Origin of the sequence: Burkholderia sp. Ax-1719 (genome assembly GCF_011753055.1) — a bacterium.
In the GTDB taxonomy this organism is placed as follows: domain Bacteria; phylum Pseudomonadota; class Gammaproteobacteria; order Burkholderiales; family Burkholderiaceae; genus Paraburkholderia.
Map to the genome: position 1 here is coordinate 422,483 of NZ_VWWJ01000001.1, position 13,400 is coordinate 435,882.

11 protein-coding genes are annotated in these 13,400 nt (G+C 62.6%); 4 read left to right on the forward strand and 7 right to left on the reverse strand.

Annotated elements, in window-relative coordinates; translation table 11 throughout:
• Positions 1 to 40 precede the first annotated feature (40 nt).
• Both F3J17_RS01845 and F3J17_RS01850 read left to right on the forward strand, forming a co-directional pair.
• A complete protein-coding gene (locus F3J17_RS01845; protein ID WP_167053222.1) occupies positions 41 to 1,465 on the forward strand; it encodes a M20 family metallopeptidase in 1,425 nt (474 codons plus the stop codon).
• An 85-nt stretch (positions 1,466 to 1,550) separates the two neighbouring features.
• Positions 1,551 to 2,498, forward strand: a complete 948-nt coding sequence (locus F3J17_RS01850) for a LysR family transcriptional regulator (protein ID WP_167053224.1) — start codon at positions 1,551 to 1,553, stop codon at positions 2,496 to 2,498.
• Between the two features lie 36 nt (positions 2,499 to 2,534).
• Here the strand turns inward: F3J17_RS01850 and F3J17_RS01855 are convergent, their stop codons facing one another.
• On the reverse strand, positions 2,535 to 3,140 hold the full coding sequence (locus F3J17_RS01855; protein ID WP_167053226.1) for a VC0807 family protein: 606 nt from the start codon (positions 3,138 to 3,140) through the stop codon (positions 2,535 to 2,537).
• A gap of 52 nt (positions 3,141 to 3,192) precedes the next feature.
• Positions 3,193 to 3,825, reverse strand: coding sequence for a TetR/AcrR family transcriptional regulator (locus tag F3J17_RS01860; protein ID WP_167053228.1), 633 nt, complete (start codon positions 3,823 to 3,825; stop codon positions 3,193 to 3,195).
• Between the two features lie 202 nt (positions 3,826 to 4,027).
• On the opposite strand from F3J17_RS01860, the gene F3J17_RS01865 reads away from it, so the two are divergent.
• Positions 4,028 to 4,393: an H-NS histone family protein gene (locus F3J17_RS01865; RefSeq protein WP_167053230.1), complete on the forward strand. Its 366-nt coding sequence runs from the start codon at positions 4,028 to 4,030 to the stop codon at positions 4,391 to 4,393.
• A 54-nt stretch (positions 4,394 to 4,447) separates the two neighbouring features.
• On the opposite strand, the gene F3J17_RS01870 is transcribed toward F3J17_RS01865, so the two are convergent.
• From F3J17_RS01870 to F3J17_RS01890, 5 genes are all read right to left on the reverse strand, one after another.
• Positions 4,448 to 6,178 carry a methyl-accepting chemotaxis protein gene (locus F3J17_RS01870; protein WP_167054418.1) on the reverse strand — a complete coding sequence of 577 codons (1,731 nt, stop codon included), beginning with the start codon at positions 6,176 to 6,178 and terminating at the stop codon, positions 4,448 to 4,450.
• Positions 6,179 to 6,543: 365 nt separating this feature from the next.
• Entirely contained in the window at positions 6,544 to 8,121 is a 1,578-nt protein-coding gene (locus tag F3J17_RS01875; protein WP_167053232.1) for an aldehyde dehydrogenase (NADP(+)), read from the reverse strand.
• A gap of 58 nt (positions 8,122 to 8,179) precedes the next feature.
• The gene (locus F3J17_RS01880; RefSeq protein WP_167053234.1) at positions 8,180 to 9,112 is read right to left on the reverse strand and encodes a dihydrodipicolinate synthase family protein; all 933 of its coding nucleotides are present in this window, start codon (positions 9,110 to 9,112) and stop codon (positions 8,180 to 8,182) included.
• A 50-nt stretch (positions 9,113 to 9,162) separates the two neighbouring features.
• Positions 9,163 to 10,746 carry an altronate dehydratase family protein gene (locus F3J17_RS01885; RefSeq protein WP_167053236.1) on the reverse strand — a complete coding sequence of 528 codons (1,584 nt, stop codon included), beginning with the start codon at positions 10,744 to 10,746 and terminating at the stop codon, positions 9,163 to 9,165.
• 28 nt (positions 10,747 to 10,774) lie between these two features.
• Entirely contained in the window at positions 10,775 to 12,100 is a 1,326-nt protein-coding gene (locus tag F3J17_RS01890; protein WP_167053238.1) for an MFS transporter, read from the reverse strand.
• A gap of 227 nt (positions 12,101 to 12,327) precedes the next feature.
• Here F3J17_RS01890 and F3J17_RS01895 point away from each other — a divergent pair, with 227 nt between their 5' ends.
• A complete protein-coding gene (locus F3J17_RS01895; protein WP_167053239.1) occupies positions 12,328 to 13,059 on the forward strand; it encodes a GntR family transcriptional regulator in 732 nt (243 codons plus the stop codon).
• Positions 13,060 to 13,400 lie beyond the last annotated feature (341 nt).

A 13,400-nucleotide genomic window follows, 5' to 3' on the forward strand; every position in this document is an offset into this window, starting at 1 on the left:
CCCGGTCCCCTCACGCAGTCGATACTATCAGGAGAGCAAAATGTCGATCGAACTTGTCGACGATTTCATCGAAAGCAACAAGCAGCGCTACGTGACCCTGTCCGACGATATCTGGCGATATGCGGAACTCGGCTATCACGAGCAGCAATCGGCGGCCGCGCATATCGCGCTGCTGAAATCGGAGGGCTTTCGCGTGCGCGAGGGCGTGGCGGGAATCCCGACGGCGTTCGTTGCTGAAGCCGGTTCAGGCGGTCCGGTGATCGCGATACTCGGCGAATTCGATGCGCTCTCCGGCCTCAGCCAGGAGAGTCTTGCGCTCGCGTGTTGTCCATCCAATGAGATTGCCAACGGCAATGGCCACGGTTGCGGCCATCATTTGCTGGGGACTGCCGCGCACCTTGCCGCCGTCGCGGTCAAGGACGCACTGGAACGCGCGGGGATTGAGGGGACCGTGCGCTTCTACGGCTGCCCTGCCGAAGAGGGCGGCTGGGGCAAAACCTATATGACGCGCGCGGGCCTGTTCGACGATGTGTCTGCCGCAATTACCTGGCACCCCGGCGTTGCCAACACGATCATGAATCTGGAAAGTCTCGCGGTGAAGCAGGCGTACTTCCGCTTCAAGGGCGTGGCGGCGCATGCGGGCGCTTCGCCTCATCTGGGCCGCAGCGCGCTAGATGCGCTCGAACTGATGAACATTGGCACGAACTTTCTGCGCGAACACATGATTCCCGATGCGCGCGTGCACTATGCCATCACCGATACAGGCGGGATCGCGCCCAACGTCGTACAGCCGAATGCCAGCGCGCTCTACATGATCCGCGCGCCGCGCAACCGCGACGTGAACGAGCTGTACGAACGCGTGTGCAATATCGCGCGCGGCGCGGCGTTGATGACCGATTGCCAGCTTGAAATCGACGTGCATTCGGCCTGTTCAAACCTGTTGCGCAATCACACGCTCAATGAGCTGATGCAGGCCAAGCTGGTGGAACTGGGTGCCCCCGACTATACGCGCCAGGAGCTTGATTTCGCTGATTCGATGCATCGCACCACGCGCACCGACGAAATCGAAATGGCAGGACGAATGTTGCAAGCCGCGTGGCGCGATCCGAAAGCGCTGTTCGATCGCATCGACGCGCTCGACAATGATCGACCTTCACAGATGCATGGTTCAACCGACGTCGGCGATGTGAGCTGGGTGACGCCAACCGTGCAGTGCATGACGGCGTGCTTCGCGTTTGGCACCTCGCCGCATTCGTGGCAATGGGTGGCACAAGGCAAGAGCGGCGTTGCGCACAAGGGCATGGTGCTCGCCTCGAAGACCATGGCCGCCACGGCGCTCGAACTGTTCACCAATGCGCTGCTGCTCGCGGCGGCACGTACAGAACTGCACGAACGTCTCGCGCAGGAGCCTTACGTGTGCCCGATCCCCGAAGGCGTCGAGCCGCCGCTGCCGCGATCCGTTTAAACGCGGTCGTATTTTTCGCCTTCAATTTGGCGTGTAATCTGGCCTGCTATGCTGCTGGATCCAGGGCATATCCAGCGAGGGTCGCGTGAAGCTGAGACAACTCGAGGCGCTACGCGCCATCGCTGAAGCAAAGAGCCTGCACGAAGCGGCGCGACGCCTGTTCCTGACCCAGCCCGCGATCAGTCGCTCGATTCGCGAGCTGGAAATCGAACTGGGTTTGCCGCTGCTCACGCGCACGGCGCGCGGCGCCACGCTGACGCCGTTCGCGCATCAGGTCCTCAAGCGCTCGCAGGTCGTGCAGCGCGAAGTGGGACGGATTCTCGAAGACGCCGCCACCGCGCGCGGCGAGCTGGCGGGCCGCCTGACCGTTGCGGTCACGCCGCCCGCTGCCACGCGCGCACTTTCGGATGCGCTGCTCGAACTCGTGGCCGCGCGCCCTGGCGTGCGGCCCGAAATCATCGAGTCGCGCGCCGAAAATATCGCTGACGGGCTCGACGACGGCACCATCGACGTAGGCATCTTCACGCAATACAGCGAGCCGCGCACGACTGCATTCGAGTGGCTGAAGCTCTATGAACTCGACATCGTGCTGTCGATTCCCGCGATTTATGGCGGCAAACGCACGCTGAGCGTTGCCGAAATCCATGCGCTACCCTGGCTCGTGCTGGACTCGCCCGACGACGAAGCAGGATTCGTCGCGACGTTTTTTGGAAGCCACGGCTTGCCGCTTCCTCGCCAGATCATGCGCTGCACGTCGATGAATCTGTATCTTGATCTCGCTATGCGCATGGAAGCCGTCGCGATCTGGACTTCGCTCGCCCGGCCTTTTCTGGCCGAGCGTGAGCGAGGTGGGCGCGTCATACTCCTCGAAGTCGAAGAGCCGTTGCCGCGTATCGGCATGTATCTCGCGTATGCCAGCGAGGATTTGTTGACGGCGACGGCGCAGGACTTTATCCGCCGACTGAGCGAAAAGCTGGCGAAGGGACCGCGCGAGCGCGCGTCTGCGGGACTTGAATACGACGAGGTGGAGTGAGGGTAGCACGGTCATCGCACGCTATTCGCGCCGCGCTTATTGCTTCCTCAGGTAGAGGCGGCGGTATGCGATTGTCCACGCCGTGAGGCCGCCATACGTGACGTATCGCAGGCATGGGGAAAGCCAATGCGCATCGCCATCCACCGAGCTGGCGATCCAGAGCCGCACGGCGGTTTCGCCGACGAGCGTGATGCCCCAGACTGCGCTCATGAGCCGGATCGAACGCGCGAGCGCCGGACGGCTTGTCCACATCGCGTCGAATTCGACTTCACGTCCCTTGTGTTCGCGGGAGAGCGTCGAGCGTGCGAGATAGAACATCAGCGGCCGACGCAGCGCAAGCGAGCCAAGAAACAACAGGCCGATGACGCCGCTCACGAGCGGTTCGCGCGCGGCGCGCAGCCAGTTTGCGGGTTGCGACGCGAGTATCAGCAGGGATAGCGTAATACCGGCCAGCACCACGGCGCTCAAGGCGTCGGTATGGCGAAACCGCAGGAAATCGAAACCCATCCACGCGATCAGTGGCAGCGCCGATGCGAACAACGCGCCCATCAGTCCAACGTGCGGCAGCGCCAGGTGATAAGCCGCCGTTGGCAAAACCACGTTGACGACGAATGCCGTGGCGTAGCGAAGGGAGGGGATCATGGTGGCAATCTCGAATCGACTCACTCTCGCGCGAGAAGCTCATCCAGAAGATTCAGGATCTGCGCACTGGCGGCGCGGCGGCGATCAAGCCACGCAAAAATACCATGATCATGTGTCCGATGGGCACCTCGGAAAGCATCGTTCGCTGCAATGCGAGTCCTTGAGACAGTCCCATGAATGAAGCGGCCAGCACGGCCGGCGATTCCGGCGGTACCCGCTTTAGCCTCGCAAAAATTTCCGTGATGCACCACGCAAGACCATCGCGGTGAGCGTTAAGCAGTGCTTCAGAGGCCGTGGCAAATGTGGGGTTGCGCCGCCCCTGAAGCTTGAATTCCACGCCCAGCACAGACCACTCAGGCTCGGCGTCCAGTGTCTGCGCCCAGATATCCAGCGCGCTCAATATATCTTCCGCTGAAGCAGTGGGATCACTGAGCACGCGCGCAATGTCGTTGACCTGCGTCTTCGACCGCTCTCGCATCAACTCCACGAACAGCTCTTCTTTGCTCGCGAAATTCGAATAGAACGCGCCCTGCGTATAACCCGCTTCGGCCGCGATATCTCTAAGCGATGTAGCGCCGAAACCTCGCTCCACGAACAACCGTTTCGCCGCAGCGAGCAAATGTGTTCGCGTCTGCAAACGACTTTCTTCGCGGCTCAGCCGCGGTGAGGAGGGGGCCGCATTCATGGCCGCAAGGATATCAGTTGATATTTAAATTTCAAATGGATATTATTACATTCACATATCAAGTGATATGTGAATGTAAGGGCGATGTCCCTGCATTGCATCCGGGGTCCAGCGAGCGTGCCTGCGAAGGCGAGGCGCAGGAAAAGGCAAAAAAACTGGGCGTGCGTTGCACCAACCAGGCCATGTACGACGGAAAGAGAGCATGAACAGCAAGGTGAGAGTGTTGCAGCAGCAACTCGCGCGGCTCGATGAACGCATCAAGGTCGCCTGGCAACTGGAACAGAAAGCCGCCGTCGAGCACATCCGGCAGGTCATGAACTTCTTTAATCTCGTGCCAAACCAGTTGCGTGTCGACCGGCGAGGCACGTATAACACCCGGCCGCTTCGGATGAAGTATCAGGATCCGGTCACGGGCGCGACGTGGACCGGTCGAGGTCGCGCGCCGTCGTGGATCCGCAATCGCAGCTATAACGACTTTCTCGTCCGGCAATGCGACGGCGCTGACGCTGACACGCAAGGGAACGATCATCAGTCGAATGCCTGTAGCAAACAAGATGACAATCGCTGAAAAAGCGTAGCTTCGAGAGCAACACTAAGCATCCCTTAGTGTGTGATGGTGTCACTAGAAGCGCTGCCAGTCCGATCCAGACGGCGTAGCAGCCGGTTGCATGGATGTGACCCGCGATGACGGTTCGCCGCGTGCGTTTCGCTTGACGCTTGCAGGCTGCTTCGCGGCCACAGCTGCGCTCCTGGCGTTGTCGGTCATCACGGATGCGGCCGAACCCAATGCCGCGTCCGTCCTGAAGATCGACACGGCCGCCCGCAGCGTCTGCGCCTGATCGGCCATCGCCTGCGCAGCCGCAGACGCCTGTTCGACGAGCGCCGCATTCTGTTGCGTGACCTCGTCCATCTGCGTGACCGCGACATTAACCTGTTCGATGCCCGTCGTCTGTTCAACCGACGCCGAAGCGATCTCGCCCATGATGTCAGTGACGCGCTGAACGGAGCGCACCACGTCGTTCATGGTCTGGCCGGCATCCTGTACGAGCGCTGAGCCGGTGCGCACATGAAGCACAGACGTCTCGATCAGATCCTTGATCTCCTTCGCGGCGCTGGCGCTGCGTTGCGCGAGCGTGCGGACTTCGCCGGCCACGACGGCGAATCCCCGTCCCTGTTCGCCGGCACGCGCGGCTTCGACTGCCGCATTGAGCGCGAGAATATTGGTCTGGAATGCAATGCCTTCGATCACCGAGATAATTTCGGCGACCTTGGTGGAACTCGACGAAATATCCCCCATGGTGCCGATCACACGGTGGACGACGTCGCCGCCGGCGGCCGCGGTTTGCGATGCGGTTGCTGCGAGCGTGCTGCCCTGGCGCGCGTTGTCGGTGTTTGCCTTGACCGTCGCGGTGAGCTCTTCCATGCTCGCTGCGGTTTCTTCGAGAGAGGCCGCTTGTTCTTCGGTGCGTTGAGAAAGATCGAGATTGCCCTGGGCAATCTCGCCCGCGGCCAGTGAAATCGATTCCGCCGATGTTTTGATGTCCATAACAATACTGCTCAGATGCACGCGCATGGTGGCAAGCGACGCCATCAGGCTGTGTTCGTCCCCTTGCGCCAGCTTGATGGGCACAAGCAGGTTGCCCGCGGCGATCTCGCCTGCAATGTGTTGTGCGTCGCTGGGCTCGCCGCCCAGTTGGCGCAGCACGCTTCGAATGAGCATCACTGCCGTCAGGACCGCGACCACCACAGCCAGTACAACCAGCGAGCCAACGAGGAGGCGGACATTGCGGTAGGTGGAGATTGCATCCTTCTGGGCCTTGACGTTTTCGTCGTCTTCGTGATTCGCAAGCTCGACCGCCTTCGCCAGCCATGCGCGCTGGGGAGGACGTGCCTCGGTCATGATCGTATGCGTCGCCGTTGCAATATCACTTGCGACGGCCTGATCGATGGCCTTGTTCATCGGCGGTACGGCGAGCGCCTCAAGCGCGTCGACTTCGGCAATCAGCTTGCGCTCGGCGTCGCTCGTGCTGGGTTCGCGCGTGAACATCTCGCGCAGTTGTCGTGCGGCGTCCGCGTAGATCTGATCCTGTTTTCGGATGCGATCGACTTCACCGAGCAGTTCCTGGTGATCCTGAATAAACGCGAGATTACGCACTGCGATAGCGCGATCCTGAATCGACGACTTCAGCACATTGGCGAGACGCAATTCGGTGTTGTTGACCCGTGCGATGTCGTCGAGTCGGCTATTCAGTGTGGATAAACCGTAGAAACCGACTCCTGCCACGGCAATCAGCAGGAAAGTCAGGAGGGCGAAGCCTGTTATCAAACGGGTAGATAGCTTGCTGCTGCGCATAGAACTCCCTGTCATGGTCGAACGCCGTAGGCGAGGTGACTATGTCCATGGTTACGGCAGCAAGCTGTGTTTCTGAAGGGGTGTCGAAAGCTGTGTGTTGCTTAAAGACATGAAAACGTTTGCGCTTTTATGCGTGATTCAGACCAGAAATGTCCTGCTGTTTTCAGCTCTCTGCTATCTCAAGCAATATCGGTATTGAAATATGCGCGATGTATGAGTGAACGGTTGCGTCTGCAACGTCATTTAGGCCATCGGAACGCATCAAGGACGCGATGATGATGGTGCTCGACTTGCGCGCTGCCGGTAGTGGAGGAGGAAAATGCGCCCCGCGAACTCAATGGACGCGGAGCGCGGCGCTGGGCAATTTAAGCCGGTACGCCGTCCAGGCTGCGTCGCAGGGCAAGCGGATTGCCATCACGCAGCGCGGCGGGTAGTAGCGCATCCGGCATATCCTGATAGCTCACCGGGCGCAGGAATCGCGTGATGGCGAGACTGCCCACCGACGTCGACCGGCCATCCGATGTCGCCGGGAACGGTCCGCCATGCACCATGGCGTGACCGACTTCCACGCCGGTGCCGAAGCCATTCACCAGCACGCGTCCTGCACGACGTTCAAGCGTCGGCAGCAGGGCGCGCGCGAGATCGTGATCGGCTTCGTCCAGATGGAGCGCAACCGTCAACTGGCCTTCGAGTTGCTCGACGATGGCGTGCAGTGCGTTTGCATCAGGGCAACGCACCACGAGCGAAGCGGGTCCGAAGATTTCCTCGTGCAGGGCGGGCTGTTGCGCGAAGACGGCCGCATCGGTCACGAACAAGGCGCCGCGGCCCGCGTTCACGCCGTTCTCGCGCGGCGCGGCGCCCACACCAGCCTGCAGGACATCCGGCTGGCCTTGCATGCTTTCCACGCCACGCTGATACGCACGATGAATGCCTGCCGTGAGCATCGTCGTGGCGGGCAGCGTTTCGAGCGCAGCGGCGGCTGAATCGATGAAGCGCTGCAGGTCCGGTCCGTCGATAGCGAGGATCAGGCCGGGATTGGTGCAGAACTGGCCCGTGCCCAGTGTGAGCGAGGCGGCAAACGATTGACCGATCGCATCAGCGCGAGCAGCCAGCGCATGCGGCAACAGCAAGACCGGGTTGATGCTGCTCATCTCCGCATAAACGGGAATGGGCTCGGGGCGGCGCGCGGCGATCTGCATGAGCGCCGTGCCACCCGCGCGCGAGCCGGTAAAGCCCACGGCCTTGATGTGCGGATGCTCGACCAGCGCGACGCCTGCGCCGATGCCATCGTCGAACACCAGCGAGAACGTGCCTTCAGGCAGCGCGCAATCGCGCACCGCCTGCTGGATGGCGCGGCCGACCAGTTCCGATGTGCCGGGGTGCGCGGGATGCGCCTTCACGACAACCGGGCAACCAGCGGCCAGCGCCGATGCCGTGTCGCCGCCCGCGACCGAAAACGCCAACGGAAAATTGCTCGCGCCAAATACGGCGACCGGTCCGAGCGCAATCTGGCGCATCCGCAGATCGACGCGCGGCGCAGGCTTGCGCTCGGGCTGGGCCGGGTCGATACGCAGACCGAGGAAGTCGCCGGCGCGCACCACGTCTGCAAACAGCTTCAACTGGCCAACGGTGCGCCCGCGCTCGCCTTCGATGCGCGCGCGCGGCAGACCGGTTTCGGCGACGCAGCGCTCGACGAGCGTGTCGCCCAGTTCGACGATACGCGCGGCGATGCGTTCGAGAAACGTTGCCCGTTGTTCAAGCGAAGTCTCGCGGTACGTGTCGAATGCCTGCGCAGCGAGTTCGCACGCGAGCGCCACATCCTGCGTCGAGGTGCGCGCGAATGCGGGTTCGAGTAGCGCGCCATTGACTGGATTGATCGCGTGGAAAGCGGGTTCGCCCGCAACGCTGCGCTGGCCAATCAGCGCGCTGCCTGAAATCTGCATGGTCCTTCCTGTATGGGTTTCGATCGTGGATCAAAGCACTGGATTAACGTGAGCGCGTTCAGCGGCCCCAGCGCAGCACGAGCGGATCGAGGCGCTTCGCGATGCGCAGCAGGCTCGCGCGCGTAGCTTCGGCGATGCCGGGCAGCGGGGCGCGCACGGCGTCCGAGCCAATCACGCCGCCGGCCTTCATCAGCGCCTTCGCCGTTGCGATGCCGCCCTGGCGGTTCTCGTGATTGATGAGCGGCAGCCAGCGCTGATATTCCTGCTCCGCTTCTTCGGTGCGGCCAGCCGCCCAGGCATCGACGATGCGGCGAATGCCGTCGGGATAACCGCCGCCGGTCATCGCGCCGGTCGCGCCGGCTTCGAGATCGGCGATCAGGGTGATGGCTTCTTCACCGTCCCACGGACCGATGATGGCGTCGCCGCCCACGGCGATCAGTTCGCGCAGCTTCGCCGCTGCCTGCGGTACTTCGATCTTGAAGTAGCTGATATTGGCCAGTTCATGCGCCATGCGCGCGAGAAACGGGACCGACAGCGCGGTGCCGCTCATCGGCGCGTCCTGGATCATCACGGGAATCGTGATCGCGTCCGAAACATCGCGGAAAAACGCGTAGATGGCTGCTTCGCTCGCGCGCAGCGTGGCGCCGTGATACGGCGGCATCACCATGACCATCGCGGCGCCTGCGTCCTGCGCGGCGCGGCTGCGTTCGGCGCAGATTCGCGCGCTGAAATGCGACGTCGTGACGATCACCGGCACACGTCCGGCGACCTGGTCGAGCACAGTGCGCATAACGGTGTCGCGCTCGGCGTCGGTGAGCGAAAACTGCTCGGAGAAGTTCGCGAGAATACACAGACCGTTCGAGCCCGCGTCGATCATGAAGTCTGTGCAGCGGCGCTGGCCTGCCAGATCGAGTTCGCCGCTGTCGGTGAAGATGGTCGGCATGACCGGGAAGACGCCGCGATAAGGCGTGGTAAATGCTTGCGTTGCCATGGAACGGAATGTCCTTGAATGTTCTTTAGGAATGCGATGTGTGCCGCGTATCAGGTAATCGCGCCAATCTGCCACGGCACGAATTCGTTCTGGCCGTAACCGTGCAGTTCGCTGCGCGTGCGCTTGCCAGAGGCGGTATCGAGCATCATGCGGAACAGCGCTTCGCCCAGCGTGTCGATGTCGTCGTCGCCATCCACGACGCCGCCGCAGTTCAGGTCCATGTCGTCGGATTGCCGTTTCCAGAGCGCGCTATTGGTCGCGAGCTTGAGCGAGGGTGTGGGCGCGCAGCCGTAAGCGGAACCGCGTCCCGTGGTGAAGCAGATGAGATTCGCACCGCCCGCCACCTGCCCTGTTGCCGAAATCGGGTCGTAGCCCGGCGTATCCATGAACACGAGACCCTTCGCCACAACGGGCTGCGCGTATTCATAGACTTCGACGAGATTGGTGCTACCAGCCTTCGCAATGCCGCCCAGCGACTTTTCCAGCACGGTCGTGAGTCCGCCCGCCTTGTTACCGGCGGAGGGGTTATTGTTCATGGCGGCGTTGTGGCGCGCGCAATAGTCTTCCCACCAGCGAATGCGCGCGACGAGCTTTTCGCCGACTTCGCGCGTCACCGCACGGCGCGTCAGCAGATGTTCTGCGCCGTAAATTTCAGGCGTTTCCGAAAGGATGGCCGTGCCGCCGTGGCGCACGAGGCGATCCACCGCCGCGCCCAGCACCGGATTCGCCGTGATGCCCGAATAGCCGTCCGAGCCGCCGCATTGCAGGCCCACGCTCAGATGACTCGCGCTGACCGGCTGGCGGCGCACCGCGTTGGCGTCGGCGAGCATCGACTTGACGATGTCGATGCCTTTGGCGATGGTTTTCGCCGTGCCTCCGGTATCCTGGATCGTGAAGGTGCGCAGTCCAGCATGCTCCTTGAGCCCTTGTGTTTCGAGCAGACGCGGAATCTGGTTGGTCTCGCAGCCCAATCCGATCACGAGCACGCTAGCGAAATTCGCGTGGCATGCGTAGCCGCCCAGCGTGCGCTGCAGGAGCGCGAGCGCTTCGCCTTCCGTATCGACGGCGCAGCCCACGCCATGCGTGAGTGCAACCACGCCGTCTACGTTCGGATAGTCGGCGAGCGCTTCGGGGTGAATATCGCGGCGGAAATGATCGGCGATGGCGCGCGCCACCGTCGCCGAGCAATTCACAGAAGTCAGGATGCCGATGTAATTTCGCGTCGCTACGCGGTCGTCCGCACGCACGATGCCTTCGAAGGTCGCGCGCTGCGATTCCGGCACGTAGTCGGTGGCGCGGGCGCCCTGACCGAACGCGTAGTCGCGGGAGAACTCGCCCATGTCGAGATTGTGCGTATGCACATGCTCGCCCGCTGCGATTGGCTGGCGCGCGAAGCCGATGATCTGGCCGTAGCGGTGCACCGGCGCACCCGTAGCGATCGCACGCGTTGCCACCTTGTGGCCCGGAGGGATCAGGCCGCTGGCAATGACATTTTCGCCTTCGATCGGCATGCCGCCGATCAGTTGTTCGAGCGCGACGACCACGTCGTCGGCCGGATGCAGCCGGATTGCGCGCGCGCGCCGTTGGCTGTCGGCTGCGCCGCGTATCAGTTCAGCAGTGGTAGTGGATTGCATGAGTTCGTACCGGAAAGAAGAGGCGAGTTCAGTCGAGGCCGCGATCGCGATAGTCGATCAGACTGGCGCACACGGCGAGTCCGAACGCGGCGACGACGAAGAACATCAGCGCAAGAAAATACGTGCCGGTCGTTTGCACGATGACGCCGATCAGGATGGGCACCACCACGCCGACGATGTTGCCGGAGAAGTTCATCGCGCCGGCAAGCAGGCCAGCACGCGACTGGCCGCCGAGCGTGGCGGGCACGCCCCAGAACATGCCGCACCAGCGAATGAAGAAGAGGGCGATCGACAGCAGCACGACCACGCTCACGAGGCCGCTTGCATAGCTCACGGCGAGAATGGCCGCGGCGGAAGCCAGGCCCGCGAAGCCGAACATCGACTTCATCACGCGATTGGCTTCGCCGCCTGCCGCGCGCCATGTGTCGGCGAGCCAGCCGCCGAACAGTTCGCCGATAAAGCCGCACATGAAGATCACGAAGGTTGCGCCGCCCATCTGCTTGAGGTCGAAACCGTGCGCCTTGTGCAGATAGCTGGGCATCCACGTCATCAGGCCGTAGAACACGCTGTTGTAGCAGGCCCAGCTCGCGAACATGCAGAGCACGGAGCGGTCGGCCAGCACGGCGCGCAGCGGCAGGCGCTCGCGCGGCGCCTGGGCGTTGGGCTTGCGGCGCGCGGCTTCGATGTGCGCCAGTTCGGCGCTGTTCACGCCCGGATGCTCGGCGGGATGATTGCGGATGTACCACCAGGCCAGCACGCCCACGACCACCGTGCCCACGCCCGCCACCACGAAGGCGAGGCGCCACGAACCCAGCCATGCGATCAGCGCGGTGATGATGATTGCGCCGAACGCCGAGCCGAGCGGCGCACCGCCATCGAGCAGCGCCGCGCCGCGGCCGCGTTCGGACGGCGTCAGCCACGAACCGGCCAGCTTGGCGCCGGCGGGCATGATCGGTGATTCCGCCACGCCAAGACCCAGTCGCGTGAGCAGCAGCGGCACCCAGTGGAAGCAGCCGGCGGCGAACGCCTGGCACGCGCCCCAGGCAATCGTCGCCATGCCGACGATGTTGCGCGCCTTGAAGCGATCGACGACCAGGCCGCTGGGGATCTGCATCAGCGCATAGGTCCAGAAGAAGGCGCTCAGCAACACGCCTTCCATCGCGGGCGTGAGATTGAATTCGGTCGAGATGATCGGCAACGCGACCGACAGCGAGGCGCGGTCAATGTAGTTGATCGACGAAAGCAGCAAGAGGATCCAGAAAATGCGCCAGCGCACGGCGGTGGGTGCGGCAGCATGGGCGACGGCGCGGGCCGGATCGGCCTCATGCCGGGTTGCGGTGTCTTCGAATTGCATGGTGTCTCCTGCGTGGGGATACGCGTGTGTGCCCGATGCACTAGTCAACTAATATATTAGTACGCAGATGATAGTGAGTTCGCGCCGGGACGGCAACCGCGCATCGTCGTCTCGCGGGAAAACCCTGGTGAGCGGGGCGGTGGCAGGGTAAAAAGACTAGGACACTAATATACTGAGCGTCGCGCCCTCATTCCGAAGCCGGGGCGCATCGCAATCCAGACCGATCTATGACTGAAGACCGTAACGAGCCGGAGGCATTCGTCGCCCGGCTGCTTCCCGCCGATTTCACGCTGGACCGCTCGAAGGCGCTGTCGACGCAGCTTTATCAGCTTCTGCGCGACGCCATCGTGACGATGACGCTGCAACCCGACGATGTGGTGTTCGAGCGTGCTCTCGCCGATGCGCTGGGTATCTCGCGCACGCCGGTGCGCGAGGCCTTGCTGCAATTGGCGCGTGAGGAGCTGGTGCGCATTGCGGCTCAATCGGGCACCTTCGTCGCGCCCGTGAAGCGCGAGCAGTTCGCGGAAAGCGCACTGATTCGTCAGGTGCTCGAGATCGCGAGTATCCGGCGCGCGGCCGAGATCATCTCGACGCGCGAACTCGAACAGCTCCACGACATTCAGGAAGCGCACAGACGTGCGATCGAACGCAACAACGCCGTCGCGGCGATTGCCTGCGATAACGCATTTCATGCCACGGTCTGCACGGCGGCGCGTCTGCCGCGTGTGCAGCAATTGGTGGAGTTCGCGCGCGCGCCGATCGACCGCGTGCGCCATGTCACCGTGCGCGATCCTGTGGTCGCCGATGTGACGCTCAAGCAGCATCAACGGGTGCTGGATGCGCTGGAAAAGCACGACCCCGATGCCGCCGAACAAGCGTTGCGCGAGCATCTGGATGACGCGTTCCGGCGTCAGCAGGCTGCGTATGACGCGAACGCTGCGCTGTTCGAAGGCCGCTAGGCACTGCTGACATGTAGGTGCGGCGCGAGGCGGGCAGTGAGGCGCGCAGTCGAACCACGGCTTTCAAAGTCCCCGAATCACTTGAGCGACTAAGGCAACGTCTTGTGAGCAGCGCTCGTTGAATCGGCGCGATCACGCGTGCTTTGCATGAAGTGCGCGCGCCAGCGCGCCCGGCAGCAGCGCCTCGGCTAAGCCAACGAAAGCACCACACTTCCAGCAAGTGCCGTTGCGTCATCCCCCGAACACGTAGTTTGCTTGCTGACGTAGCTGTTGTTTTTCGGCAGCTATTCAATGCCGGAGCCCGAATGTATTTGTGATTAATAATGAGAATGATTATTATT

Bases quoted from the DNA above. Each gene is read 5' to 3' on its own strand.
- F3J17_RS01845 (WP_167053222.1), top strand. From the start codon at position 41: ATGTCGATCGAACTTGTCGACGATTTCATCGAAAGCAACAAGCAGCGC.
- F3J17_RS01855 (WP_167053226.1), bottom strand. From the start codon at position 3,140: ATGATCCCCTCCCTTCGCTACGCCACGGCATTCGTCGTCAACGTGGTT.
- F3J17_RS01860 (WP_167053228.1), bottom strand. From the start codon at position 3,825: ATGAATGCGGCCCCCTCCTCACCGCGGCTGAGCCGCGAAGAAAGTCGT.
- F3J17_RS01865 (WP_167053230.1), top strand. From the start codon at position 4,028: ATGAACAGCAAGGTGAGAGTGTTGCAGCAGCAACTCGCGCGGCTCGAT.
- F3J17_RS01870 (WP_167054418.1), bottom strand. From the start codon at position 6,178: ATGCGCAGCAGCAAGCTATCTACCCGTTTGATAACAGGCTTCGCCCTC.
- F3J17_RS01875 (WP_167053232.1), bottom strand. From the start codon at position 8,121: ATGCAGATTTCAGGCAGCGCGCTGATTGGCCAGCGCAGCGTTGCGGGC.
- F3J17_RS01880 (WP_167053234.1), bottom strand. From the start codon at position 9,112: ATGGCAACGCAAGCATTTACCACGCCTTATCGCGGCGTCTTCCCGGTC.
- F3J17_RS01885 (WP_167053236.1), bottom strand. From the start codon at position 10,746: ATGCAATCCACTACCACTGCTGAACTGATACGCGGCGCAGCCGACAGC.
- F3J17_RS01890 (WP_167053238.1), bottom strand. From the start codon at position 12,100: ATGCAATTCGAAGACACCGCAACCCGGCATGAGGCCGATCCGGCCCGC.
- F3J17_RS01895 (WP_167053239.1), top strand. From the start codon at position 12,328: ATGACTGAAGACCGTAACGAGCCGGAGGCATTCGTCGCCCGGCTGCTT.